Annotated in this window: 27 protein-coding genes and 1 pseudogene; 21 read left to right on the top strand and 7 right to left on the bottom strand. The window is 47.3% G+C overall.

Annotated elements, in window-relative coordinates; genetic code table 11:
- Positions 1-8: 8 nt before the first annotated feature.
- Both ADS79_RS06370 and ADS79_RS06375 read left to right on the top strand, forming a co-directional pair.
- The gene (locus ADS79_RS06370; RefSeq protein ID WP_049737571.1) at positions 9-1604 is read left to right on the top strand and encodes an ABC transporter substrate-binding protein; all 1596 of its coding nucleotides are present in this window, start codon (positions 9-11) and stop codon (positions 1602-1604) included.
- A gap of 26 nt (positions 1605-1630) precedes the next feature.
- The gene (locus ADS79_RS06375; protein ID WP_049737572.1) at positions 1631-3223 is read left to right on the top strand and encodes an N-acyl-D-amino-acid deacylase family protein; all 1593 of its coding nucleotides are present in this window, start codon (positions 1631-1633) and stop codon (positions 3221-3223) included.
- A 77-nt stretch (positions 3224-3300) separates the two neighbouring features.
- Here the strand turns inward: ADS79_RS06375 and ytvI are convergent, their stop codons facing one another.
- The gene (ytvI, locus tag ADS79_RS06380) at positions 3301-4332 is read right to left on the bottom strand and encodes a sporulation integral membrane protein YtvI (protein WP_049737573.1); all 1032 of its coding nucleotides are present in this window, start codon (positions 4330-4332) and stop codon (positions 3301-3303) included.
- Between the two features lie 262 nt (positions 4333-4594).
- On the opposite strand from ytvI, the gene ADS79_RS06385 reads away from it, so the two are divergent.
- From ADS79_RS06385 to ADS79_RS06445, 13 genes and pseudogenes are all read left to right on the top strand, one after another.
- Positions 4595-5869: a cation:dicarboxylate symporter family transporter gene (locus tag ADS79_RS06385; protein WP_049737574.1), complete on the top strand. Its 1275-nt coding sequence runs from the start codon at positions 4595-4597 to the stop codon at positions 5867-5869.
- Positions 5870-6032: 163 nt separating this feature from the next.
- Entirely contained in the window at positions 6033-6302 is a 270-nt protein-coding gene (locus ADS79_RS06390; protein WP_084765753.1) for a hypothetical protein, read from the top strand.
- A gap of 235 nt (positions 6303-6537) precedes the next feature.
- Positions 6538-7446 carry an NUDIX hydrolase gene (locus ADS79_RS06395; protein WP_049737576.1) on the top strand — a complete coding sequence of 303 codons (909 nt, stop codon included), beginning with the start codon at positions 6538-6540 and terminating at the stop codon, positions 7444-7446.
- Between the two features lie 24 nt (positions 7447-7470).
- Entirely contained in the window at positions 7471-8316 is an 846-nt protein-coding gene (locus tag ADS79_RS06400) for a TIGR02452 family protein (RefSeq protein ID WP_049737577.1), read from the top strand.
- The gene (pnuC, locus tag ADS79_RS06405; protein ID WP_049737578.1) at positions 8313-9026 is read left to right on the top strand and encodes a nicotinamide riboside transporter PnuC; all 714 of its coding nucleotides are present in this window, start codon (positions 8313-8315) and stop codon (positions 9024-9026) included. Before ADS79_RS06400 ends, pnuC begins: the two co-directional genes overlap by 4 nt.
- Positions 9014-10057 (top strand): multifunctional transcriptional regulator/nicotinamide-nucleotide adenylyltransferase/ribosylnicotinamide kinase NadR, encoded by a 1044-nt coding sequence (nadR, locus tag ADS79_RS06410; RefSeq protein ID WP_049737579.1) that lies wholly within the window; start codon positions 9014-9016, stop codon positions 10055-10057. The genes pnuC and nadR overlap by 13 nt, the downstream gene beginning before the upstream one ends.
- Positions 10058-10114: 57 nt before the next feature.
- Positions 10115-10702, top strand: coding sequence for a DUF1802 family protein (locus tag ADS79_RS06415; RefSeq protein ID WP_049737580.1), 588 nt, complete (start codon positions 10115-10117; stop codon positions 10700-10702).
- 36 nt (positions 10703-10738) lie between these two features.
- On the top strand, positions 10739-11719 hold the full coding sequence (locus ADS79_RS06420; protein WP_049737581.1) for a quinone oxidoreductase family protein: 981 nt from the start codon (positions 10739-10741) through the stop codon (positions 11717-11719).
- Positions 11720-11742: 23 nt separating this feature from the next.
- A pseudogene (locus ADS79_RS06425) lies at positions 11743-11994 on the top strand (GNAT family N-acetyltransferase); the annotation flags it as partial.
- Between the two features lie 160 nt (positions 11995-12154).
- Positions 12155-12595, top strand: a complete 441-nt coding sequence (locus ADS79_RS06430; protein ID WP_049737582.1) for an Rrf2 family transcriptional regulator — start codon at positions 12155-12157, stop codon at positions 12593-12595.
- Between the two features lie 60 nt (positions 12596-12655).
- Positions 12656-13048 carry an IDEAL domain-containing protein gene (locus ADS79_RS06435; protein WP_049737583.1) on the top strand — a complete coding sequence of 131 codons (393 nt, stop codon included), beginning with the start codon at positions 12656-12658 and terminating at the stop codon, positions 13046-13048.
- A gap of 31 nt (positions 13049-13079) precedes the next feature.
- The gene (locus ADS79_RS06440) at positions 13080-13643 is read left to right on the top strand and encodes a thioredoxin family protein (protein ID WP_049737584.1); all 564 of its coding nucleotides are present in this window, start codon (positions 13080-13082) and stop codon (positions 13641-13643) included.
- 45 nt (positions 13644-13688) lie between these two features.
- On the top strand, positions 13689-14888 hold the full coding sequence (locus tag ADS79_RS06445) for an MFS transporter (RefSeq protein ID WP_049737585.1): 1200 nt from the start codon (positions 13689-13691) through the stop codon (positions 14886-14888).
- A 91-nt stretch (positions 14889-14979) separates the two neighbouring features.
- On the opposite strand, the gene ADS79_RS06450 is transcribed toward ADS79_RS06445, so the two are convergent.
- From ADS79_RS06450 to ADS79_RS06470, 5 genes are all read right to left on the bottom strand, one after another.
- A complete protein-coding gene (locus ADS79_RS06450; RefSeq protein ID WP_049737586.1) occupies positions 14980-15372 on the bottom strand; it encodes an ArsR/SmtB family transcription factor in 393 nt (130 codons plus the stop codon).
- Complete coding sequence (locus tag ADS79_RS06455; protein WP_049737587.1) at positions 15373-15798, bottom strand: SRPBCC family protein; 426 nt, start codon at positions 15796-15798, stop codon at positions 15373-15375.
- A gap of 104 nt (positions 15799-15902) precedes the next feature.
- Complete coding sequence (locus ADS79_RS06460; protein ID WP_049737588.1) at positions 15903-16778, bottom strand: alpha/beta fold hydrolase; 876 nt, start codon at positions 16776-16778, stop codon at positions 15903-15905.
- A 132-nt stretch (positions 16779-16910) separates the two neighbouring features.
- Positions 16911-17777, bottom strand: a complete 867-nt coding sequence (locus ADS79_RS06465) for a MurR/RpiR family transcriptional regulator (RefSeq protein WP_049737589.1) — start codon at positions 17775-17777, stop codon at positions 16911-16913.
- A gap of 81 nt (positions 17778-17858) precedes the next feature.
- Positions 17859-19217 (bottom strand): aspartate aminotransferase family protein, encoded by a 1359-nt coding sequence (locus tag ADS79_RS06470; protein ID WP_049737590.1) that lies wholly within the window; start codon positions 19215-19217, stop codon positions 17859-17861.
- A 96-nt stretch (positions 19218-19313) separates the two neighbouring features.
- Between ADS79_RS06470 and ADS79_RS06475 the strand changes: the two genes are divergently transcribed.
- The 6 genes from ADS79_RS06475 to ADS79_RS06500 all read left to right on the top strand — a co-directional run bounded on the left by ADS79_RS06475 (position 19314) and on the right by ADS79_RS06500 (position 25994).
- Complete coding sequence (locus ADS79_RS06475; RefSeq protein ID WP_049737591.1) at positions 19314-20555, top strand: dicarboxylate/amino acid:cation symporter; 1242 nt, start codon at positions 19314-19316, stop codon at positions 20553-20555.
- 148 nt (positions 20556-20703) lie between these two features.
- Positions 20704-21189, top strand: coding sequence for a hypothetical protein (locus tag ADS79_RS06480; protein WP_049737592.1), 486 nt, complete (start codon positions 20704-20706; stop codon positions 21187-21189).
- A gap of 658 nt (positions 21190-21847) precedes the next feature.
- The gene (locus tag ADS79_RS06485) at positions 21848-22804 is read left to right on the top strand and encodes a Gfo/Idh/MocA family protein (protein WP_049737593.1); all 957 of its coding nucleotides are present in this window, start codon (positions 21848-21850) and stop codon (positions 22802-22804) included.
- 182 nt (positions 22805-22986) lie between these two features.
- Positions 22987-23982, top strand: coding sequence for a C39 family peptidase (locus tag ADS79_RS06490; RefSeq protein ID WP_084765667.1), 996 nt, complete (start codon positions 22987-22989; stop codon positions 23980-23982).
- A 74-nt stretch (positions 23983-24056) separates the two neighbouring features.
- Entirely contained in the window at positions 24057-25043 is a 987-nt protein-coding gene (locus ADS79_RS06495; protein ID WP_049737595.1) for an LCP family protein, read from the top strand.
- Between the two features lie 141 nt (positions 25044-25184).
- Positions 25185-25994 (top strand): alpha/beta fold hydrolase, encoded by an 810-nt coding sequence (locus tag ADS79_RS06500; protein ID WP_049737596.1) that lies wholly within the window; start codon positions 25185-25187, stop codon positions 25992-25994.
- Between the two features lie 27 nt (positions 25995-26021).
- Here ADS79_RS06500 and ADS79_RS06505 read toward each other — a convergent pair whose 3' ends face one another.
- On the bottom strand, positions 26022-26933 hold the full coding sequence (locus ADS79_RS06505; RefSeq protein ID WP_049737597.1) for a LysR family transcriptional regulator: 912 nt from the start codon (positions 26931-26933) through the stop codon (positions 26022-26024).
- Between the last annotated feature and the right edge of the window lie 9 nt (positions 26934-26942).

Raw genomic sequence — 26942 nt, forward strand, 5'->3', positions numbered from 1 at the left:
GATTTTCCATGATCAAAAAGCCGGTCGGAATTCTTTTGACATTGGTACTGAGTGTCACGCTATCGCTCTTGGGATGTTCTTCTTCCTCACCATCGGCAAACCATTCGAGTCAAACTAACGAGCAGGCTGAGGTAGTGCCCAAGGACAAAAATGAGCTGCGTGTAGCCTTGTCCGTTTCTCCACCTTCGATTGATTTGGTGAAAACATCGACGACCGTTGCCCTTCAGGTAGGCTGGCATATTTTTGAGCCACTTGTCACACTTGATAAAGATTATAAACCTACGCCAATGCTAGCGAAGTCTTTTGAAGTAAGTGAAGACGGGAAAGAAGTGACGTTTACGCTTAGGGAGGGCATTACTTTTCACAATGGAAAGACATTAGGTGTCGAGGATGTAATCGCCTCCCTCAATCGATGGAAGGAGCTATCTCCCAATGGAAAAACTGCGCTGGTGGGTGCGACGATCTCGTCAAAGGAAAATGACAAGGTAGTCATTACGCTAGAAAAACCGTCCGGCACGTTGCTCACATCCCTGGCTTTTCCCCAGCAAGGTGCTGTCATCATGCCGAAGGAAGTCATCGATGCGGCTACAGAAGAAGGGGTAAAAGAATACATTGGCACTGGGCCATTCAAATTTGTGGAATGGAAGCAAGATCAGTACATTCTTCTGGAGAAGTTTGCCGATTATAAAGCACTGTCCGAGCCAGCCAATGGACTTGGTGGGAAAAAGGAAGCAAAGGTAGATCGTATTTACTTCCACACCGTTCCAGATGCAGCAACGCGGGTTGCTGGCCTGCAATCAGGAGAATACGATTTTGCGGATGAGCTTCCCTACGATAATTACGAGCAGTTAAAAGCCGACCCGAACTTGGTGACAGTCGTCGCGAAGCCGCAAAAGTATGTCGGTCTGATTTTCAACAAGAAGCAAGGCTTGTTTTCAAGCGCTGTGGCACGGCAAGCGGTGAATGCGGCACTAGATCAGGAAGTCATCATGATCGGAATAACCGGAAACCCGGATTTCTTCCGTCTGGACCATAGTCTGATGTTTGCGGAGCAGCCGTGGCATTCAGATGCGGGGAAGGAAAAATACAATCAAAAGAACCCGGAATTGGCCAAGAAGCTGCTGAATGAAGCTGGATACAAAGGAGAGCCGGTCACCATCATCACGACAAAGGATTACGACTATATTTATAAAAGCTCCCTGATGGTCAAAGATCATCTCGAAAAAATCGGTGTCAAAGTCAATTTTGAATTATACGACTGGCCTACTATGGTCAGCAAGCGTTCGGATGAAACGAAATGGAACATCTTCTTTACCGGATTTCCTACGTACACCAACCCAGTTCAAACCTTGTACCTGGATTCTCGTAACAAATGGCCCGGCTGGTACAACAATCCCGAGATGGATGCTTTGCTAGACGAGCTTCGCCATACGATCAAATTTGAAGATCAAAAAGCGATTTTTGATAAGATCCAGACGCTGTACTGGGAAGACCTCCCGAGTGTGAAGCTAGGTGATTTGCATGGACTGGCTGCCCATCGGAATTATGTCAAAGGCTATCAATACTTCATGGATTCTCCATTCTGGAATGTGTCTGTCCAATAGATTGCGCGAAAAGAGTGAAGTGAAAAATGGCAGAAAACACGTATGATCTCATCATCCGTAACGGTATGGTTTGCGACGGCACAGGAACTCCATGGACGAGACTCGATATTGGCATAAAAAATGGCGTGATTCCGAGCGTAGCCCATTTAGGATCAGCGAGAGGAAATACGGAAATAGATGCTACTGGCCTCGTTGTAGCTCCCGGATTTATTGATGCGCATGTTCACTCCGATTTGTGGTGTACAAGGCCTGATATTCACAGCATCAGGGTAATGCAAGGAATTACTACCGAGCTGGCGGGGCAGGATGGAGTCTCTGTTGCCCCTGTTACGCCGGAAACGAAGCCTTTATGGAGAAAGCAATTGAATAGAGTCAACGGCGATATCGGAGAGTGGCCATGGAATAGCATTGATGAATATTTGCGTTTCCTGGAAAATACCCAAATGGCTGGAAATGTCGCCTATCTCGTCCCACATGGAAATATCCGTTCCATAGTGATGGGCTTCGAAGGCAGGGAGGCTACACCAAAAGAAATTGCTTCCATGCAGGAGCTGGTGGAGGTGGGGATGCAGCAAGGAGCATTCGGAGTGTCATCGGGCATTCAATACCCACCCTGTGTCTACGCGAATAAAGAGGAGCTGGTTGGAATCTGCAGGGGTACTGCCAAATACGATGGCTGCTTCGTCGTGCATATTCGCAACGAAAGCAATGATTCGGTGGAGGCTTTAGACGAGGTGATCGACGCAGCTCGCATCTCAGGTGTTCGGCTGCATGTGTCTCATTTTAAAGTATGCGGCGAACGAAACCGGGATAAGCTGGACATCGCCTTGGAGAAAATGGAGCGGGGACGTGCTGAGGGAATCGAGATTACGTTTGATCAATACCCGTACGCCGCAGCATCTACTTTTTTACATGCGATTTTGCCGCCATGGATGCATGATGGGGGTGTCCCCAAAATGCTTGAGCGGTTGGGTGATAAAAAGATGCGGAAGCGGGCGACGGAAGAGATCTTACACAGCGGAGAATACGACAATCCGGTTCGAAACAATGGCTGGGGCAATCTCGTTATTGCGTCAGTCTCCTCTGAAGGGAACCGGAAGCTGGAAGGGTTGAGCCTGCGTGAATTGGCTGAGCAAAAAGGGACCGAACCTGCGTACGCAGCATTTGACCTGTTGCTTGAAGAAGAGGGTGAGGTCATGATTATTATTCACTGGGGGAATGAGGAGGATGTCGAACGAGTCATGAGGCATCCACTGCAAATGGTCGGTTCCGATGGAGTATTCGGTGGAAAGCCGCATCCACGTCTCTACGGATCATTTGCTCGTGTGCTGGGACATTACTCACGAGAGAAAAAGGCCTTTCCGATCTGGGAAGCTGTCCGAAAAATGACGAGCGCACCTGCACAGCTATTGCGTCTGCGAGATCGAGGCTTTCTGCGCGAGGGATACCGGGCCGATGTGGTTGTCTTTGACCCAACTGCGATTGTGGATCAGGCGACCTATGACTATCCGTTACAGCAGTCTGTCGGTATACGGCATGTGCTTGTGAACGGGCAGGTGGCGATAGCGAATGGGCAGTTTACCGGTGTGACTTGTGGAACCGTTATCCGTCAATCGTAATGTCAAGTGAATAGGGAAAGTCAAAAGCCGCTCGGTACTCCGCCGAACGGCTTTTTCGTTGCGAGGGTCATGAAATATCAGAAATCAATTTTGAAATTCAGGAAGCCGGCTTTGCGCAGCGCCTCGTAAATAATGACCAGAGCAGGACCTACTATAAGCCCAAAGAATCCGATGATCTGAAAGCCGAGAAACATGCTGATCAATGCCGCGAGAGCGCTGATTCCCAAATGGGAGGCAAGAATTTTGGGCTCGATGATCCGGCGAACAACCGTAATCACGATAAAGAGTATGATCAAGCCGATTGCCAATTGCGAGCGGCCTGTAAAGAAATGATAGATAGCCCAGGGTACTAGAAAAGAGCCCGTTCCCAAAATCGGAAGGATATCGACGAGAACGATTAATAACGCGATGACAGCGGCATATTTGACCTGTAAAATCAGGAGCCCGATAAATGACATGCCAAAGGTCATGAGGCTGAGGATGATTTGGGCGCGTAAAAATCCGATGGTCGCACGGTTTAGCTGAGACAGGACGACATTTACTTTTTCCCGAGCTGAGGTTGTAAACATGCGCATGAATCCGGCACGCAGTCTTGGCAGGTCCAGACTCATAAGGAATACGGCGACCAGGTAGATGATGGTGGAGATCAAAAAGCCAGGGATGATCGCAGCCACACCCAAAATGCCTTTGGCAAAACTGGAGGCCCCATTGATCGCCCACGTTTTCAAGCCTGCAAAAACGGATTGGATCTGATCGATCGCTTCTGTCGGTAATGATGCGTAATAAGTCTCCCAGCTTATTAAATTGGATTCGACAAGTTCAAATAAATGTTGGGAAAAAGCGGGCAAGCGCTGCGCCAGTTCAATGCCTTGGATGACAATTTGTGTCCCGATCCAATACAAGCCGAGGCCAAACGTGACGAGAAATATCAGGAAGCACAAGATGACAGAGGTCATTCTGTTGACTTTGAGGAGGCGAATGAGAACCAGGACGAGCGGCTCTAGCAAAATTGCGGTCAAGAGCGCAAGCAGAAAGGGAATCGAGTACGGCAGCAAGTAGAGCGTGATCGCGAGGAGTATTACGAGCAAAAGAATTTTACGAATCGTCATCAAAAGACTCCATTCTTTTAGCGGTCGTTGCGGATATAATGGTTCCCTTATTTTAGCATCTTTACCAGAAGGAAAACAAACGGACCGCATCAGAAAAGACTTTTCAATAAAACTCAAAATAGTTCGAGTAAATGAAAAAATATAAAAAAGGAAGTTTTAAAAAAACCGTGCTATGATTTTAATCTATATTATCAACAGACATTTGTTTGTTATGAATATGGTGTTAAAAACGACAATCTAATACTTTTAGCGAGGTGTCAGAATGAAGCGGTTTGGATTAGCGATTCAGATTGTCATCGGTCTCATTCTGGGTATCCTGGTGGGTGCCATTTTCTTTGGTAACCCGGCCGTGGCAACCTATTTGCAGCCGATTGGTGATGTTTTTCTTCGGTTGATTAAAATGATTGTCGTGCCGATTGTCATTGCCACTCTTATTGTCGGAGTAGCAGGGGTAGGGGACGTCAAGAAGCTAGGAAAGATCGGTGGAAAGACGATTCTCTATTTTGAAATCGTTACCACTGTTGCCATTGTTGTTGGTTTATTGGCAGCAAACGTGTTTCAACCAGGTGTGGGCGTGGATATGTCCCATCTGACAAAAACGGATATTCATAGTTATGTAGAGACTGCTGAGTCGACACAAAGTCACAGCATGATTGATACCTTTGTGAATATTGTTCCGAAAAACATTTTTGACGCCATTGTCCGCGGGGACATGCTGGCCATTATCTTTTTCTCTGTATTGTTTGGTCTTGGTGTCGCTGCAGCAGGAGAAAGAGGAAAGCCTGTTCTCAACTTTTTCCAAGGTGTAGCAGACGCGATGTTCTGGGTAGTAAATGCGATCATGCGTTTCGCTCCGTTCGGGGTTTTTGCCTTGATTGGTGTCACCGTTTCCAAATTCGGTCTCTCATCACTCTACCCGCTAGCTAAATTGGTCATATTGGTCCATTTGGCGATGATGTTCTTTATTCTCGTTGTTCTGGGAGCGATTGCGCGGATCAGCGGTATCAAAATTACGATGATCCTGAGAGTATTGAAGGACGAGCTGCTTTTGGCATACTCTACCTCCAGCTCGGAGACAGTATTGCCGAAGATCATGGAAAAAATGGAGAAGATGGGCTGTCCGAAGGCGATTACCTCTTTTGTTATTCCGACGGGGTACTCGTTTAACCTGGATGGTTCTACCTTGTATCAGGCTATTGCCGCTTTGTTCATTGCCCAAATGTATGGAATTCATATGCCGATCACTGCGCAAATCACGCTGATGCTCGTGCTGATGGTTACTTCTAAAGGGATTGCCGGGGTACCAGGCGTATCGTTCGTGGTTTTGCTCGCTACCCTGGGCTCTGTAGGTATTCCGCTTGAAGGTCTAGCCTTCATTGCCGGGGTTGACCGCTTGCTCGATATGGCACGTACTGTGGTAAACGTAGTCGGTAACGCTTTGGCCGCTGTTGTCATTTCTCGTTGGGAAGGACAGTTTGATAGAAAGAAAGCGGGCGATTACGTTGCTGAAGTAAAGGCAAACCCGAACGCAGCTTAACGAATGGATTCGCTTATGAAGCCTATTGTCAGGAGAAGTCTGGCAATAGGCTTCTTTTTGTATAGAGCAAATTCCCTTTAGGTTGCGACAGAGGGAGAGAATTGTTAGACTAATGTTTGTCAGGAATATGTTGGAAAACATTCGGAGAGAAGGTTATCAACCAATGAAAAGCGGCTCACTTCTCATCATAGGCATATCTATCCTTGTAACGGTTCTCATTGCTTGCAGCGTATTTTGGAATGTAAACACCAATGCACTGAAGCCAGTGGGACAAACAAACGAAAACCGCTACGAATTCATCCGAGTAAACGACAATAACGTTGTCTTATTCGATAAGCAAACAGGTGAAATGTGGAGAAAATTTATCCCGAGCAACGAAGGACCAACCAACTGGGAGAAAGAAGATTTGCCTGTAGAAATGAATAAGCGGTAATTTATAAGTCTTGTTTTTAAAACCATACTCTTAAAGCCTTTTTAAGAACTCCAATCTTTCATGATTGAAGTTCTTTTTTTATGCGCCGTTTTCCTCTCCTCCACTACAGCCCGAACAAATCAGCCTTGACACCATTTGCTGGAAGCAGTACTATGATACCAATAACTTGATAATAACATTTTGATAATAACAAAACACAAATAACGAAATTTGTATGAGAGGTGTCCCAGTTGCCATGAATCATTCATCGCCTGAAAATAAACAGGGGCAGACAGAGCAGCAGTTTCTTGAAGCCTACGATGTAAGCCAGTTTGAGCGACCTTCCGTTACTGTCGATATGCTTATTTTTACCGTCGCTGATGAAGAAGAACAGAACTATCGCAAGCTGTCAGCGAAATCACTGAACATCTTGCTGGTCAAACGTGGTGATCATCCGTTTATCGGACAATGGGCATTGCCAGGGGGGTTCGTCTCACCAAACGAAAGCCTGGAAGAAGCAGCCAAGCGCGAACTGCGCACCGAGACGAATATTGACAACATTTATTTGGAGCAGCTCTACACCTGGGGTGAGGTGGACAGGGATCCGCGCACTCGTGTAATCAGTACCTCATACATGGCATTGGTGAACAGTGAGGCGTTGGAGGTAGTGGCAGGGGACGATGCAGCAGAAGCAGAGTGGTTCCAAATTGAGGACAAATGGCTTCGAGAAACGAAAACAGCAACACCAGACGGCTCGATCACAGAAAAATGGTTCGAGCTGCGTCTCCAACATGAAGAAGTGGAATTGACAGCGACGATCAAGGTTACCAAAACGGTCGCTGGTCGAATCATTCGGGAGCATCGAGAAATTGTCGAGGCGAATCAAATCGCTTTTGACCATGCCCAAATCATTCAGTATGCACTTGAGCGACTGCGCAACAAGATCGAGTACACAGATATCGCCTTTGCACTCATGCCAGAGCTGTTTACATTGACGGAGCTGCAGCAGGTGTACGAAGTCATTTTGGGCAAGGAGCTGTTGGCAGCCGCCTTTCGCAGGAAGGTCGCCGATAAAGTCATTGAAACCAATCAATTTCGAAAACACGCGGGGCATCGGCCGTCCAAATACTTCCGCTTTAATCCGGAGTGGATGGATCAGGCATAGCTCCTTTCCTGGGAGGAAACAAACATGAAGCAGGGACATAATCGCAGTCAACGCGTAAAAATCGCGGAAGAAACGCTGCACATATTGGAACAAGGATCTTACAGAAATGCACAAGGAACGAAGATCATTCTGTCACAAGAGCTGGCGTATGCGATCCAGCATTCTGTCTTGTATCGGCCGGATGATCTGGGGCAACAGGTGATAACGAAACAAGGCAATGAAGTCAGAGCGGTGATCGAGGTCACCTCTGAATCGAGCCTGGAAGTAGCCGAACGGCTGGTCGTCACGGAAAATCGGCTGGACACGGTCTGCCTCAATTTTGCTTCCGCCAAAAATCCGGGCGGGGGCTTCCTGGGAGGAAGTCAGGCACAGGAAGAAAGCTTGGCAAGATCATCCGGATTGTATCCATGCATCGTACAGATGCAGGAGATGTACAGCTACAATCGCCAGTTGAAAACATGCTTTTATTCGGACTATATGATCTACTCTCCGCGCGTACCTGTCATCCGCAATCACGCTGATCAACTGCTGGAGATGCCGTATCTCGTTTCATTTATTACCGCTCCGGCTGTGAATGCAGGAATCGTAAGGGAGAGGGAGCCGGAAAATGTTGCGAGGATACGGGATGTTATGAAAGAAAGAATTCGCAAAGTGCTGAGAGCGGCTGTTTTGCATGAAAACCGTACGATCATTTTGGGAGCGTATGGATGTGGTGTATTTCGGAATCGTGCTGAAGACGTTGCGGACTACTTTGCAGAAGTGCTCCTGGAAGAAAAGCTCGCGAACCATTTTGAGCGAATCGTATTTGCTGTTTACGACAAATCTGCTCGTCAGGAGAACCTGCGGGCATTCAAGGAGAGATTCGCATGAGTGCCAAACGATTTGACGTATTTGCTGATTGGAGCTGGTTTGAGCGTCTGTGGCTACTCTCCTTTACGTTGATTACGGTTTACCTGTTTTTTGCCCTGGATGATACCGTGATTGGCTTGTTGGCGTCGCTGACGGGCATGCTGTGTGTGGTACTGGTCGCCAAAGGAAAAACGTTCAATTACTATCCGGGGATTGTCAATGTCGTGCTGTACGCGTTTATCGCTTATGGGCAAAAGTATTACGGGGAAGTCATGCTGAATCTCCTGTACTTTTTACCGATGCAGTTTATTGGACTTTTGATGTGGCGCAAAAACCGGGTGTCAGAAACGAAGCAAAACGATGTAAAGGTAACCGTTCTGACCAATCGTGCACGTTTGGGGTGGGGTGCGCTTAGTATTGCAGCGACGATTGCCTACGGCTTGGCGCTGAAGCATATGGGAGGTGCATTGCCTTTTGTGGATTCCTTGACAGCGGTCCTCTCGATTCTTGCCATGATTTTTATGGTGAAGCGTCTGGTTGAACAGTGGGTAGTATGGGTCATCATCGACATTTTCACGATTTATATGTGGTTGGTCGCATTTATGGCAGGTGGCGATGATGTCTCGATCCTCGTGATGTGGTGTGCCTATTTGGTCAATGCCGTCTATGGACTGATGAACTGGATCAAGCAATATCGGCTGCAAAAGGAGGAAAAAGCATGGGTACAGTAGGCTTCATCGGCGGAAAGTTTTTGCCTCTGCACCAAGGGCATGTATACGCGATTACCCAGGCAGCCTGCCGCTGTGATGAGCTGTATGTCGTGCTTTCGCATAGTCCAGAGAGGGATCAAAAGCTGTGCCAGGAGGCAGGAATCAAGGGAATGCCTTACGAGGTCAGGCTGAGGTGGCTTTCCAGGCTCGTCAAGGATATGGAGAATGTCCATGTCATTGAAGTAGAGGATCGGGCAGAAAGCGATGAGACGTATGATTGGGAGGCTGGGGCGGCAGACATAAAGCGCAAGATCACCAAGAAAATTGATTTCGTATTCAGCTCGGAAGCCGTATACGAACCGATCTTTCGTCGTCTCTACCCGGAAGCTGAGCACATCATTCTGGACGCTGATCGCTCTCATGTATCGATTTCTGGGACACAAATCAGAACAGAGGGGATTTTTCGCCACTGGGAGCATATACCGGCTTGTGTGCGTCCTGATTTTGTCAAAAAGGTCGTGATTGTCGGAACAGAGAGCTGCGGGAAGTCGACCTTGACGCGCTATCTCGCAAAGCTGTACAACACAGTATGTGTAGAGGAATACGGGCGGACGATGTGCGAGGAGATCGGTGGCTGTGAAACGATTATGACCAAGGAATTCTTTCCGCACATCGCCTACGCGCATAAAGTGAAGGAATATGAGGCGCAGCGGCAAGCAAACAAACTGCTATTTATTGATACAGAGGCGGTCGTTACCCAGTTCTACTCGCAGCTGTATGCTGGTCATTCCTTTACCGTCCTCGACCAAATCGCGCGTGAGCAGGAGTACGATTTGTGGCTGTTCCTTGCGCCAGACGTGACCTGGGTCGAGGATGGGCTGCGAGTCCACGGAGAAGAGCAGGTACGAAAAGCCAATCATGAGAAGTTAAAGCAGATGGTGGAGGAGCGCGGCATTCCCTATGTCATGATCTCTGGTACGTATCAAGAGCGTTTGAACAAAGCAATCGAGCAAGTGGACAGAATGCTTCATACGGCTTCCCAGCAGGCATGAAAATTTGCTAGACTGAAGTCAGCAAATGATTTTGTCATAAGAAGGGAGCTGTGCGTCATGCAGACGATTGTACAGCCGTCATCACCTTTGAGCCTGAAGGAATGGGCGGTTGCCGTCAAAGCCCTCGGAGAAGGAGTGCAGATCATCACGATCCGCAAGGGTGGGTTATACGAAGAAACACGAGAATTCCGCTTGGAAAATAATCAATTTTATTTGTATCCAACGTATGAACACCAAAAGCGGGAAATGATCAAGCCTGATCATCATCATTTGCTGGACGCTACCTATGTGGGCTGGACGAGTGACCAGAAAACAGTGAAGATCGAATATTTTGCCGAAGTGACTGATGATGTTGAGCTGATGAACGAAGACAAGCTGCGTGCGCTCGCTCCGCATCACATCTGGACAGATAATTTCGCCGATGTCCGTTTGCACTGGAAGAAAAAGCAGCCCCTTCATATTTTGTTTGTTCGCATGTACCGCTTGCAGCAGCCAGTTGAAATTCCGATCGAAACCGCTTATCAAGGCTGCAAATCGTGGCATGACCTGCTTGTAGAGATCCCAAGTCATGATTTTGTACCGGTTTTGTCAGACGATGAATTTGCACAAAAGAAAGCTGTCATCCTGGAAATTCTGCAAAAGTAAAGCGAAAATGCTACTACAAATTTGGAGGGGTCTGCGATGAAAGCGATATTGGTTACGGAGCTCGGCGGTCCTGAAATGATGAAATATGCAGAGGTCGAAATGCCCTCTATTCATCCTACGGAAGTTTTGATCCGTGTGGAGATGACAAGTGTCAATTTTGCAGATATTAAGGCCAGATACGGAAAAAAGGGAGCGGCAAAGCTGCCTTTTATTCCGGGACTGGATGCCACAGGCGTGATCGAGCAGGTTGGATCGCAGGTTCAGCATCTGGCAGTCGGACAGCGAGTCATTGCCTTTCCTGCTAATGGATCGTATGCGCAGTATATCGTTGCTGACGAGAAGCTGACCTTTGCTCTTCCTGATCAGATTAGCACCGAAACAGCTGCGGCTTGCCCTGTTGTATCATTTACTTCCTATCAATTGCTTGCCAAGGTCGCCCGCATCGAAAAAGGGGAAACGGTGCTGATCCACGCAGCAGCTGGTGGCATCGGGACAACAGCGATTCAATTAGCCAAGCTTTTAGGCGCAGGGCAGGTCATTGGCACAGTCGGAAGCAAAGCCAAAGCCGAGCTGGCCTATTCTGCCGGAGCTGACCACGTTATTTGCAATGACAGTGAGGACTTTGTAGAAAAAGTACGCGAGCTGACGGACGGAGCAGGAGCAGATATCATTCTCGATTCGATTTCCGGAACCGTGAGTGAACGTAGCCTGGAGTGCCTTGCCTGGTATGGTCGCCTCGTTCATTTTGGCAATGCCAGCGGTCAAATCGGTCAAATCAAAACTATTGATCTGCACGCAAGCTGCCGCTCTGTGCTTGGCTTCAGCTTTGGAACGACGAGAAAGCTGCGCCCTCATCTACTCCAGGATACCGCAAAGCAAATACTGGATTATTTGGCTGCGGGAAGTCTGGATATTAAAATCGGGAAGCATTTTGCCCTGGAAGATGCAGCAAGTGCACATGAGTGGGTAGAGAGCAGAGCCAGCACAGGCAAAGTTCTGCTCGACGTGCGTTCCTGACTGGCGTAAGTAAACGTCAATAAAAAGGAATCGGGACGGCACTCGTACATAAAGCAGAAGAAACCGCCAAGCAAGCTGGTTGCCATGAAATGAAGCTCGTGACGACCAACGACAACCTGCACGCGCTCGGCTTTTACCAAAGACGTGGATACCAATTCAACGAGCTGTTCGTAAACGCAGTGGACAAGGCCCGCAGGATCAAGCCAGAGATTCCACTGATAGCGGATAATGGAATCCCCATCCGCGATGAAATATTGTTGGTGAAAATGCTATAAGAAATGATGGAAGGAAAGGCACTTCTTGCAAAGGAAGTGCCTTTTTCCTCCATTCCACTACAGCACCTCATACCACAACACTTCCCAGTCCAAAGTTTATTGACAATCCAAACTGTACGTTTTAAGATTACAGTATCGTTCCCGAAAGGACGTCTGTGACGTGAATAGTGAATTTACTATAGCTGTCCACAGCCTAGCCCTCTTGGCACATGTACCGGACCATATGGCTAGCAGTGAGCTAATCGCAAAAAATGTACGTACCAATCCAGCGAGAATTCGCAAGATCATGAGTAGTTTGCGCAATCAAGGCTTTGTGAAAACCAAAGAAGGCATTGGTGGCGGATATATACTGGCCTGTGATCCAAAAGAAGTGACCCTCGCGCAGATTTATCGCAGTGTTTCCAATGGAACGCTTAAGCCACACTGGTGCTCAGGAGATCCAGAAGAATCATGTATGGTCTCTTCTAATATGCATAATGTTATGGACCAAATTTTTTGTGAAGCAGAGGTTTACTTTACGAACTATCTGGATCGGATTACGATTGCATCCGTACTGGAAAAAATCAAGCAAGGACCTTGTCAGCAAGGTAATGAGGGGTAGGAACTAGATTCCTTAGCCAAACTGTAACTTTTTTAACAACAATTAAGGTGGTGCGACAGTATGAATCACGAAGAGCTTGTAGAAGTTGGTGACTGGGTCAAGGGGAAAACCAAAAACGGAGAGTTGATACATGGCTTTGTGGAAAGCACGGATTCATTACGAGGCACCGTCAAAGTCTATGTGGTGAATAGCGACAACGATGTTGCTGTAGGGAAAAGCATCGTCACCGTCAAGCAATGGATTGATCTGTTGCCCCTGTCTTCCTTCGACGATGAAGAACAGCTGAACGACTTGATCGATTTGGCTCTTGTAACCAAGGATAAAGAGTGGTTTACTGAACTATCTGCACAAAGCGCAACGAAAAAGCAATCGAGCCGTATTACTGAGGAAGACCGTGCCAGAAAATCGGGAGTTCGAAATCGGTTAGGCAGATCAGCTATTTGGGAGCAATAACACATTTACAATAAAGGCAGGGGAATGTACGATGGCAACGGTTGATCAAAGCGCTTGGTTTGAAAAAGGCATGACATTTGCACAGTATTTGGAAAGCATGAAGGTAAATCGTGACGAATTGACACGCGTTTATGAACAGCTCGAATTTACCGATGAAGATCGTGCTCTTTGGCAAGAGCTCGCTGCGAAAAGCAGCAAAGGAATCGTTCTTACGGCTGACTGGTGTGGAGACGCTGCGCTGAACGTTCCTGTTTTGCAGCGCATTGCCGAAGCGGCTAATCTCGAATGGCGGTATCTCATTCGAGACGAAAATCTGGAGCTGATGGATCAGTATTTGACCAACGGGACATCCCGAGCCATTCCGATTTTCATTTTCCTCGATGAGGAAGGACGAGAAACGGCAGTATGGGGACCGCGAGCACCAGAAGTGCAGGAGATGATTACTTCTTTGAGAACGACACTGCCAGCCGCAGATGCGCCTGATTTTGAAGAAAAGCAAAAGCAACTGTATCGTTCCTTCAAAGAAACCATCACCTCCGACCCAACTATCTGGCGTGCTGTTATTGAAAGTGTGAAAGCAAAGCTAAAAGGATAAAGAGAGAGAAAAAATCTATAAACGGATAGGAATGGATAAACGAATATGAGTTCTTCAGGGAATAGTCAACGACCGATTCTCTTTTTGATGATTAATATGTTTATTGCAATGCTGGGAATCGGCCTAATTATTCCGATTCTGCCCGAGTTTTTAAAAGAGTTCGGCGCGGGTGGAAAAACAGCCGGTTACCTGGTTGCTGCATTTGGATTAACCCAGTTTCTCTTTTCACCCATAGCAGGGGAATGGTCAGATAAATACGGTCGAAAAATCATGATCGTAGCGGGTCTCGTGCTTTTTACGATTTCCAATCTGATTTTTGCCTTGGCTGAGCATACATGGGTACTCTACCTCTCGCGTCTGATCGGGGGGATTGGCGCAGCAGCGATGATTCCATCCATGCTTGCGTATGTAGCTGATATTACGTCCGAAGAAAATCGTGGAAAAGGTCTGGGACTTCTTGGTGCTGCCATGTCTCTCGGATTCGTTATTGGACCTGGAATCGGCGGTTTTCTCGCCGAGCTGGGATTGCGGATGCCGTTTTATATTTCCGCAGCGGTTGGTGCTGTAGCCGCGATTGGCTCCATGCTTTTCTTGACTGAATCGCTTGCCAAAGAAAAACAACTGGCGGCACGAAACGATAAGTCAAAGAAGGAAAACATTTTTATTCAGCTCGGTACTTCCTTCCGTTCCTCGTATTTCATCATGCTCGTGCTGATTTTCACCATGACCTTTGGATTAGCGAATTTTGAAGTCATCTTCCCGCTGTTCGTAGATGCCAAGTTTGGCTATACACCGCGTGATATTTCAATCATTATCACTATCGGGGCACTTGCCGGAACGATCGTTCAGGCAGCGCTGATTGGCAAGCTCATTACTCGTTTTGGCGAGAAAAAGCTGATCAACTGGACCTTCTTCTTTTCCGCTGTGTCTATGGTATTGATGCTATTGTCAGGAAATTTCTGGTATATGCTCGTGCTTACTGTTCTGTTCTTCACACTGACCTCGATCATGCGCCCGGCGATCAACACGCTGATTTCGAAGCGAGCTGGGGATGAACAAGGCTTTGTGGCAGGGATGAACAATGCGTATATGAGTTTGGGAAATATTTTTGGTCCAGCCGTCGCAGGTACCTTGTATGGCTTCCATTTGAACGCGCCTTACTTGTTTGGAGCGATCATACTGGTGCTCAGCTTGTTCCTGTCGCGAATAGAAGGCCGCCGCAAATTGAAGCAAGTCGCAGCATAACGGAATAAAAGAAACGAAAAAAAGAGTAGAGCAAAGTCGATTTGAGACCTTGTTCTACTCTTTTTGTATTTTGCCGAGGTGCAGCGAATATCTAACGTTGCTCTGTTGTCGGACTCGTCTTCGTTTGAACAAGACGAGGACCTGACGGAGTGTTGGCAGAGCCTGGATCGTCCTCCACCAGTCGCTTGAGTGCGTGTAGCTTATTATCCCAGAAACGCTCATAATAGGCGAGCCAGCTTTTCAGCTCTTGGAGAGGCTCTGGCTGCATGCGGTATCTCGTTTCGCGGCCGATTTTTTGCTCCTTGACCAGTCCAGCCTCTGACAGAATACGCAGATGCTTGGACACAGCCGTTCGACTCATCGGGAAATGTGAGCTGATTGCCGTCACAGCCATCTCCTGCTCGGTGAGCAATTCCAATAGCTTGCGACGAGTCGGGTCGGCGATCGCTTGAAATACATCATGCTTGGGAGCAGACGCGTTCATTTACGCTTCCACATACGCTTTCAGTTTTGGTAGAACACTGGAATCCCAGCCTTGGTTCATTCTGTCGCGGACGATAGTATGAGCCTCGCCAAACTCGGTAACGGTATCTTCAGACCAGCCAGCATGGATAAGAGTAAATTCTGTTTTGCCCTCGAGATCCTTCAAGGAGAAGGTAATCGTCCAATCCTTTCCCCAACCAAAGACGAGGCGGTTTGGGGGATCGATTTCTTTTACCATACATGGGGAATCGCCATATGGAGAATGGATGGTAAAGGCTTGTCCCGCAATTGGTTGAAAGTCATTCGGCATGAACCAGGCGGCAATTCCGTCAGCTGTTGCGACGGCATCCCATACTTTCTGCAGGGGAGCGTTAAGTACGAGGGTTTGTACAATATCAGAGATGGAATGGTTAGCATTGTTCGTCATAAGTAGCCTCCAAAAGTAAGTAGTTTTTGTGCAGGATGGAAATCTGAAAAAGGGAAACCAAAAAGTTTCGCTTTTTGGAGTATATGAAACCAAATGGTTTCGCGTCAAGTGTCTAATCGGTTTACATCTATCTGATCTAAAAACATCAGGATGACCTGACACAATGACGCGGCATGCTCAAAAACCATGATGTGCTCGGTTTCCGGGAGTATGACTGATCGGCTTGGAAAAGGGAGGTCGCTTATTATCCTTTGAATGAACTGATTTTTCCATTCAAAGAATTGATGCTTGGCAGCAGGTAAAAACAAAACAGGACACTTGATCTTGGCATAAAGCGGCTCCAGCTTGAGGTCGTAGAGAGCTGTCATGATTTGTGTGTAGGTGTGATTCGTAGTTGCAGGGGAAAGGAACCCTCCTTCACTAACCCGTAGAGAAGACGCCCAGCCCTCGAGAACAGCCTTTTCAACCAGCGAATTCCATGCTTTACGCCGCTGCTTTTCGTGCTGCACATAAGCTGAAACGGAGGGAAACAGGAGGTCAGGCTGCTGCAGCTGTCTGATGTGTTCATCTCGCGAGGTTGCAAACTTACCACGAGGGCCGGAGTGGTTTTGCATGGCGCCGTCGGAAAGACTGATCGAGCGTACACGTTCGGGGAAGGTAGCAGCAAAAAATAAGGCTACATAACAGCCGAGAGAGCTGCCCACCAGATGAACAGATTCCAGCTCCAAAGCATCCAGAACCCCAAGCAAGTCGATTGCAAATACCTCGATTTCATAACCATAATCAGGCTGGTCCGACTCCCCATGACCGCGCATGTCAATGGCGTAAGCTTGGTAGCAGCTTGTGAATGCGGGAACTACACCATTCCAGACAAATGCATTACCTGAAATAAAATGCAAAAATAGAATTGGCGTCCCTGTGGAGCTGTATTGATGAACCATGATTTCGATGCCATTGGTTCTGACCTTCCTTTTTTTCATAGACCCTCCCAACCATCATGACGTTTTGCTAAAGCTTTTGAAAGAGGCGAGACAAGGAAGCTTTGGCAGCATATAAAAATAACCCGAGTTACAGCGACTCGGGTTTTGCTTTTCTTCTTAGTAGTAGCCTCTTTATTTGTCAGAATCGACATAGATGCCAAGTCCATTCCACGCATCCTCCAGATCGTGCAGCAAGCCTGTTGCTTTATCTGACTCCTGATGAGAGACGGAGCGCAAAATCGCTGTCAGCAACGAGAGTGGGGCAACGAAGGACTCCATATGAGAGGCAATTCCAGTTGGTGTATACAAGATTTCATCTGCGTATTTACAGAGTGGGGAAGACGGGTAGTCGGTTATGACGACAATACGAGCGCCACGTTTTTTGCCGACCTCCAGGCAGTCCACACTAAAGCGAGTATATCGGGCAAAGCCGATTCCCACGATCACATCATCAGCATCAAGCCGGTGAATACGGTCAACCGTCCGCGGATCACCGCTAAACAAGAGTGTATCCTTGTTGAGCAAATTGAGATAAAAGTCAAAGAACATGCCAAGAGACAGGGTGCTCCGTGAACTGACGATACCGATGCGTTTGGCAGAAGACAAAAGCTGGACGACTCGCTCAAATGCATGCAAATCAATTCGCTCCATCATCAGGTTCAGGTTGTGGATGTCCTCTTCAAAATGCTGCAAGACGGCTTGTTGTCCATCCGTCGTGACATTACGCGATAGCTGGAACCGCTCACCGGTTGTCAGTCGGGAACGCACCATTTCCTGGAGCTCGCGAGACATACCCGGAAATCCGGAATAGCCGATGAAGGTGGCAAAGCGGGTAACCGTCGATTCACTGACATTGGCTTCTCTTGCCATTTTCGCTACGTTATAAAAGGCAGACGATTCGGGATCATGCAGAATGACGTCTGCAATTGCTTGTTGGGAAGGACTCATTTGCTGATACATCTGAGAAATCTTTTGTAAAACGGTAGGACCTGGATTCAAGCAAGATCACCTATCTTTGTCCAGCATCAATTTCTGGAATAAGTATACGATAGGATTTCTTGAGTGACAATCACCACGCGATCAAACAAAGGGATCTTGCTTGAGGGCAGCAAAGCTCTTTTCAAAGGCATCCAATGTCGCGTTAATCTCTGTCTTGGTATGGGCAGCAGAGAGCGAGAAGCGGTTTAACGGTTTTGAATACACACCGTTCTCCATTAGCAAAAAGTCGAGTGCCAAACGCAGCTGGTTATGGTTGGCACGCAGATCGCGATAATGACGGACGGGTTGCTCCGTTGCAAGCACGTTAAAAATCGTTCCCTCTCCGCATGTCGTAAATGGCAGATCATATTGCTTGGCCAGAGCATCGATTCCTTTGCGCAGATCATTGGTATTTTGAACGATTTCTGCAAAAGCTCCTGGCTGCTTCAAATAGCGAATGGTCGCCAAGCCAGCAGCTATAGACAAAGGATTGCCATTGAACGTTCCGCTATGGAACACGACTTCAGAGCGTATGTCAGAACGCAACGGTGAGGAGAGCTCCATGAAGCGACGCTTTCCACCGACTACCCCAATCGGGAAGCCTCCACCAACAACTTTTCCGAGAGCAGTCAAATCAGGCTCGATTCCATAAAATGCTTGTGCGCCGCCAAGCTCGATACGGAAGCCGGTTTTCACTTCATCAAAAATGAGAACAATACCTAATTGGGTCGTTAGCTCTCTCAGGTTTTGCATAAACGAGTGATCCGCTGCGATATAGCCAGAAAGCATCGGTTCCATGATGACAGCAGAAGTAACCGCTGCCTTTTCGGTTAGGATACGTTCACACGCCTCCCAATCATTGAACGGAAGGATAATACTGTGCCGACGATAATAGTCGGGCGCACCAAAAGAATCCGGTACCGCATGTGGGGATGAAGACTCGCCAGCCCGATCTGCAACAGGATTTACGCTTTGCAAAACATGATCATGTGCGCCATGGTAGTGCCCTTCAAATTTGGCTATATGGGTTTTTCCGGTATAGGCAGAGGCGAGTCGCAGGGCAAACAGAGTCGCTTCCAGGCCGGAATTTGTAAAACGAACCTGATCAAAAGAAGGATAGAGCGCAAGCAGCTCATCTGTCATCTCCAGCTCGAGAGGATGCGTGGCACCAAAGCTGCTGGTGCCTTGTTCGGACCAGGTTCTTTGGGCAGCAGCCAGGATTTCAGGATGTGCGTGGCCGAGCATCAACGCGCCATAGGAGAGAAGGTAGTCAACATATCGATGACCATCGATATCAATCAGGCAAGCTGAATCTGCTTTTTCAAAAATGATCGGAAACGGTGCGAAATAGCGCAAATTCCCGTTTACACCACCGGAGATAGTATGCTTGGCACGTTCAAAAAAGGCAGCAGAATTAGGTCTGTTTGCTTGAAAGGTATGTTGCAGCGATGAAATATTCATTTCATGACCCCTCCGTTTTTGAAAATATTATTGCATGATGATATTTAATTTGCAATAATATTTTCATGCCATAACTTTTTGAACAGGGGGAATTGTATGAAAACTAGATTTGCCTTTTATATTTTGGGCGCTACTGTACTCGGTGCAGCATTTGGTCACTTCTTCCCGGAAATAGGGAAGGATATCAAAATTTTAGGTGATGCATTTATCCGCTTGCTCAAAATGATCGTCATCCCGGTAATCGTCACGACCTTGTTAGTAGGCATTGCTGGCATTGGAGACATCAAGAGAATGGGAAGAATCGGTATAAAAACTGTGATCTGGTTTGAAGTGATTACGACGGCCATCCTGTTCATAGGGCTCGCGATCGCGAATATTGTGAAGCCTGGCAAGGGCTTGGACCTGGCGAATCTCCCGCAAGCAGATTTGACCACAATTGCTTCCAATACATCAAAAGTGCTTGATGGCAAGACGCTTCTCCTCAACATTATCCCGACGAACATTATTGATGTGATGGCGAAAAATGATTTACTGGCCGTTATCTTTTTTTGTATCCTGTTTGGGGTTGCCCTCGTAAAGCTTGGGAATGAGTCGAAGCCATTTGTGTCAATGATTGAAATTGCATCGAAGGCTTCCTTCAAGCTGGTGAATATGGTCATGATGTTCGCGCCGATTGGCGTATTTGCCTTGATGGCTGCAACGATTGGTACGTATGGAATCACCTTGATTATTCCACTGTTAAAGCTAATTGGAACCGCTTACTTGGGACTGGCTGTCGTTGTCTTTGGGCTTTTTTCGCTCATCGCACTTATGCTGCGAGTCCCGATCAAAGAGATTTATCGCATGGTCTGGGATTTGATGATTGTCGGTGCATCTACAGGAAGCACAGAAACAGTGGTGCCTCAGCTGATGCAGCGTTTGGAAAAATACGGAGTTCCCAAGTATATCACCTCGTTTGTCATCCCAGCTGGCATGCCACTCAACTCTGATGGAACAACGCTTTACTTGACGATCGCCGGCCCGTTCATTGCCCAAGCGTTTGGGATTGATATGAGCTGGCAGCAGCAATTGATGATGGTTTTGTTCTTCATTGTGACGAGCAAAGGGGTAGCGGCTGTTCCTTCGTCATCCATGGTTATTTTGCTGGCAACTGTTACAGCAGTAGGCTTACCGCCTGAAGGAGTAGCCCTGATCATCGGCATCGACCGCATCATCGATATGGCACGTACAGCCGTTAACGTATTTGGACATGTCTTTTCTTGTATCGCTGTAGCCAAATGGGAGGGCGTGTTCCGCAAAGAGACCGAGACTGTTGAGCCAAGCTCGGCTTCGGCATGATCACAGGAGTATGAAAGAGAGTCCCGATTGGGGCTCTTTTTGCTATGACCTTGTAGATAAACATGTAGAGCTAAGCAATTCAGCTGATGAGCCAATGGAAATGATATGATAAACTGGAAACTAACGATAGAGGAAAGGCTGAGTATGTATGAACCCAAAAACGACAAGAAGCGGACTTGTTACAGAAGTGATTCAGTACATTGCGGGAGCAATTATTTTGCTATTTGGATTTATTATGATCTGTGGGGCAATAGCTTCTGAGCAGACAAAGTTGACCGTAACGAAAGATTTGGTACTCTTTCTTCTGCTCGGGGTTCTTCCCGTCCTGTTAGGTGGCTGGCTATTGTTCGTGGCACGAAAAAATACCAAACTTCGAAGAGTAGATGCATTGGAAAATTTGGTGCTTCAAATTGCTTCGCGTCACGGTGGCAATTTAACCGCTACCGAGCTCGCGATGTATTCCAAGTTGTCAATCATGCAGGCAAATGAAGTGTTGGAGCGTTTTACGAAGCAGAACGTAGCTTACGTCAAGATTTCGGATAATGGCACGTACGTGTATCAATTTGAGGGAATCGTCAGTCAACAGGACAAAGATCAGGCAGAATCGTTAAACTCCTTGATATATAAAGAATAGGATCGTCTGCACATCACGCTGAAACCTCATCCTTTGTTGATGAGGTTTTTTCATTAACAATGGGTGACATAGAGATGGCTGCGGTGAGGGAGAAACAGGTTTCCGATCTGCGCTCCGGTCTTCACCCTGCGAGGAAGAGGAGGCTGTCCGCTGCGCAGCGATTTACGTGGAAACGTCAAAGTGGTAGCGGCTTCGCCTGGAAACCTGTTTCTCCAGCGAGCGTTAGTGCTTTCTAGGTGCTTATTCATGTTGCTCTATCAAAAGAAAAGCCAGACAAAGCCCAACAGCTGTCCAAGGAAAAAGGAGAAAAAAGCAGAAGATCTTTGGAACACAGCCGAGGCGTAGTGAAAAAAGAGAAACACGCCCTTAAGCGTCCACCTCTGAGAAGAATCCCGGAACCGACCACTTTGGACGCGGTTTCACATTTTTCCCGGAGCCGTCCAGTGAATCATCCAGCAAGTGTTCCAAGAATCTGACGCGTTTTCTGCTTTTTCCCCCGACCACAACCGCCCGAACCTCCAGGATTTTTCCCTTCTTAAAAACCTCCGAAAACAAAACAATTGTTTATAAACAAGGAAAGTTCAGATAAATGGAGAAAAAGGGTATGTGTACATAATGGTGACAAAACAATACTTCCAGGAAAAAGCGAGGGAACAAAATGAGCCAGAACAAACAAAACGTTGGGGTCATCGGGGCAGGTGTCATGGGAGAGCGCATGATGAATGCGATTCGCACCCACGATAAATTTCGCGTAGCAGCAATCAGTGATGCTTCCGCTGATCGCGCACAGGAAGCAGCGAAGCTGTCCGGCGATGTGCCGTGGTATACCGACTATAAAACCATGCTCGAAAAAGAAGAGCTGGATGTCATTTATTTAGCTGTTCCACCAAAATTTCATCACGCCATTGCACTGGATGTACTCGCCAAGAAAAAACATCTGCTGTGCGAAAAGCCATTGGCGAACTCACTTGCTGAAGCAGAAGAAATGCTGGCAGCAGCAAAGGACGCGGGAGTTGTCCATGCAATGAATTTCCCACTCTATTATCAGGCGATTTTCCCTGAGCTGCGCAGCCGATTGGAAAAGCTCGGAACAATTCGTCGCATCGACATCCTGACTCATTTCCATCAATGGCCACGTCCGTGGCAGCAAACACCTTGGTTGTCAGGTCGTGAGCAGGGCGGATTCATCCGCGAGGTTCTCCCTCACTTCACCCATTTGACATACGCCTTGTTTGGCGATCTGCAGGTAGTTCGCTCCGAAGTAGAATACCCAGCAGACCCAACACTTTGCGAGACGAGTGTCTCCGCTTATTTGCGTCTGGCAGACGGCACGCCAATCACTATCAATGGCTTGGCAGGCATTGGGCACCAGGAGCATTTGGATTATCGGATTTATGGTACAGAAGGTACACTAAGTGTTGTGAACTGGGGCAACCTTTTTGTTGGCGGCAATGGCGAAGCGCCGGCAGCTGTCGAGATTCAGCCGTTGGATCGTCTGTCACTCCTGCTAGATGAGCTGTCGATTGCACTAGCCGGTGGGGAAGCGCGTCTGGTAACCTTCGAGACAGGTGTAAAAGTACAACGAGTATTAGAAGATTTGTTGGGCGAAGAATAATCATACGAAAATTTGCATCGTCTTCTTTGTGGGTTGTCGAGATCATCTCGGCAACTCTTTTTTATTGCGCGCACATTTTCAAATTTGTCGTTTTTTAGTAGAAATCGGGAATAGAAAGGGAAAAGAATCGAATTGTCGAATAGCAAACGGATGCCAAGAAAATTGTGAAGGACAAAAAACAGATGAATATCTCGTTGATAATCAAGAAATGGAAGAGGCCTCTACTCATCGTTTTGATGATCAGCCTGATACAGATCACCGTTTTTTTGGTGTTCTATCTACAACAAAACAAGCAGCTTCCTGAAAAATTGCTGCAAATCGCCCGTTCATTAGCCACAGCATTCCAGCAGGCCGAACAAACAGTGACGCAGCCAAAAGTCATGAGCAAAAAGTTTACCGTATACCAAGGGGAGCATGCTGTTGGCGACTTCGACGATCTGAAAGAAGCGATTCTGCATGCGAAGCAAGCATCGCATACAATGAGTATCAGGCTGACCAAAGAGGATCGAACGCTATGGTCGAATGAAGACCAGAAAAAGGAGGCACGCAAGCTTACTATCGTGGATGCGCCCTATTACAGCCAATTACCGGAATTGCCGCGGGGATGCGAAGTGACTACACTCGCGATGCTGCTTGGGGTTAATGGGTTTTCTGTGGATAAAATGGTCTTGGCCCGTGAGATCGTGAGGGACCCTACACCCCTTTCCTATGACAGTGAGCAGAACATGCGATGGGGCAACCCGTATAAAGGCTTCGTAGGCGACATGTATGATGCGAAAAAACCGGGCTTCGGTGTCTTCCATAAGCCGATTGAGGAATTGGCACGAAAATATGCGGGTCAGCAGGTAATGAATTTGACCGACCTCGATTTTTCCGATATTACGAGCATCGTAGGGCAAGGGATTCCTGTCTGGGTAATCGTAACATCAACGTTCGCACAGGATAATAGCCGTTCGGTTAAATGGCTAACCGCGGATGGCCCGATTCAGACTACGCGCAATGAACATTCCGTTTTGCTGACAGGGTTTGACGGAACGTACGTGTATTTTCATGATCCGTTGCGACAAGCGGGAAAAGGCAGCCGAAGAGCAGTGTCGACATTTGAACAAGGCTGGAACCAAATGGGGAAGCAGGCGATTACCATCATTTTGCAAAATGAGAAAATTGTCGACAATTGATATTTTTGATATGATGTTAGCCAAGTAAGCATCAGCTTACAGGTATTGCTAAATGAGGAAAGGAATATTTTTTCATGCTTAAAAAATTGAAGCGGATATCGTTGTTGATTCTTATTTTCTGTTTGGGGATCGTAGGATACTATACGTACTCCTTTGCTCAGTTTGCAATGACGATCAGCAAACCCAAAGTAGTAGCAAGCGGCAATACGTCTCAAGAGTCTGAAGTACAAAAGCCCCCTGTATACGAATTGCCAGAGTGGGAAGGGACAGAGCGGGTAAATATTTTGCTGCTTGGTGGAGACGGTCGAGTAGTAGAAGACGCTGGTCGTTCAGATTCCATGATGCTTGTCTCGATTGAACCTGGAACGAACCAAATCCATCTCTTCTCGATCCTGCGGGATACCTATGTAAACATCCCTGGGCATGGAAAAAACAAAATCAACGCAGCGCTTGCCTTTGGTGGTCCTGAGCTTTCGATGAAGGCAGTAAGTGATCTGGTCGGACTTCCGGTCCATTATTACTATTACATCGACCTCGACAGCTTTATTAAATTGGTAGATGCCGTTGGCGGTGTAGAGCTTGAAGTTGAAAAAGATATGAAATATTTGGACCCAACCGATAAGCCGGAATACCAAATCAATTTGAAAAAAGGAACGCAGCTTCTGGATGGTAACAAGGCATTGCAATACGTGCGATTCCGTAAAGATGCCATGTCAGATTACACACGAACCGAGCGTCAACGCAAATTCCTGGGCGCGATGGCTGAGAAGCTGCAATCAACATCCACGCTGGTAAGCCTTCCGAGCCTGCTGAAGGAGATTGCACCCTACATCCAGACAAACATGAGTCCGGAAAAAATGCTGAAGCTGGCGGTAAGCTTGCACAAAGGCGGTACGCGCACCATCCACACGGCGCAGCTTCCACCTATGGAGCTGTTGCGTGAAGAAAAGATAAATGGAGCTGCCGTCATTACAGTGAATGCCACACAGCTGCAAAAATACGTCACAGGTCAATTGCAGCAAACAGAGACGAAAAATGAGGAACAGCAATCGGTGCAATAGCATTGCTGCATAAAACAGGCTGTCGAGAAATTCTCGGCAGCTTTTTGTTGTCTTTTCACAAAAATTCCAAAACTTACCTATTGGTTTCTATGCTAACATGAAAAGGAAGAGTCCAAATTCTCAGAATAGAGGGTGACGAATATGGGACAGTCAGGATTTAAGTCGGTAAACGGGGCAGATATTTATTATGAGATAGCTGGAGAGGGAGAGACAATCGTACTTGTGCACGGCGCGCCCTTGGATAGTCGGATGTGGGAGCCGCAAATGGAAGTTCTGTCCAAGCAGTTTCAAGTGATCCGTTATGATATGAGAGGACTCGGAAAATCGAAGGACCCGGGTCAGCCGTTTACCTTGTATGAAGACCTCTATTCTTTGCTGCATGAGCTCGGGATAAAAAAGGCGACATTCGTCGGGGCATCATTTGGCAGCTATGTCAGTGTCGAATTCTCATTGGCCTATCCGGAAATGGTAGAACGGCTTCTTCTCGTTTGCCCAGGCGGCTTTGAAGTGCCTTCAGAGGACAGACAGCAATGGTTTAAAAAGATCATGGAGGCCATGAGCTATGGTCAAATAGAAGCAGCGCTCGAACTCAATCTGAATCTCATTTTAGATGGACCGGATGCAGAAAAAGGGCGAGTACAAAAGCGCCGAGAATGGATACATGACATATATCGTGATATCTTTAGCCAGCCGCCAAAAGAGGTCAACAAACCAAATGCGCTCCAGCCTGATCCGAGAGAGAGGTTAGCTGAGGTGAGCGTACCTGCCTGTGTTGTATACGGTCAATTAGACCATCCTGACTTTATAGAAACGGCCAAATGGCTCGCAAGTGAAATCCCGCAGGCCAAGTCCGTTAAGTTTGAAAACTCCGCTCATCTGCCCAATATCGATAGCCCAGAGGAATTAAACGCTCTGATCGTAGAATGGTGTTCAAACTATCGCGTGGAATAAAATAACAAAAAGCTCGTAACCGATTGGCTACGGGCTTTTTTTGTTTTGGGGCTCCATGACCTTGCTCTGCATCAAGAAGTCAACAAATGTACGCATAATCCCGTGAAAAGGCGTATCCTTTAAATAGATCAATTCAAAGTTTCGGTTGATTTGCGGCAGGTTGAGGACAGCTACTTCCTGTAATTGCCCTTCTTCCAGGTCGTTTGTGATAGCAAAACGAGGCAAAAAGGCAATTCCCAGCTTTTGTTTGACCATCCGTTTGACAACCTCGATATTGTCTGCTTCCATGACCACGTTGTTCTGGAGCTGATAATGACTGAATGCATTGTTAATCAGCTTCCAGTCGAGAGAGCCACGGTTAAACAGAATCAATGGTTCACGGGCCACCTCTTCAATCGATACCTGATGACGAAAAGCAAACGGATGCTCTGGGAAAATCGCCAGCACCATATCATCCGACATGAGCTGTATCCGATTGATTTGAGGATGGGTGACGGCTCTGGCAATTCCGAAAGAAACCTCATGATTCAGTACCATATCCAGTACCTGATGGGAATGGCCAGTAAGAATCGTCAGCTTGATCTTGGGATAGAGCAGCTGAAACTGCTCGATTAGTGCCGGTAAAATGTAAAAGGCGGAGACGAAAACAGCAGAAATCGTGAGCTCGCCTTCGACGTCGCCATGTGATCGCTGAATAGCTTGTTGACCTTCCTGCAGCATATGCAGGATACTTTTGGCATAAGGGAGGAACAAATCTCCTTCTTTGGTCAGGGAGATCATATGTCCCGTGCGTTGAAACAATTTGCAGTCCAGTGAGGTTTCTAGTGCTTTAATTCGCATGCTGACAGTTGGCTGGGAGAGATATAACAAATCAGCTGTTTTACTGAAGCTCCCAGTCAGGGCGACGAAAATAAACGCTTCAATTTGCTCCATGTTCATAGGTTATGC

The sequence above is a fragment of the Brevibacillus reuszeri genome, assembly GCF_001187725.1.
GTDB classification, from domain to species: domain Bacteria; phylum Bacillota; class Bacilli; order Brevibacillales; family Brevibacillaceae; genus Brevibacillus; species Brevibacillus reuszeri.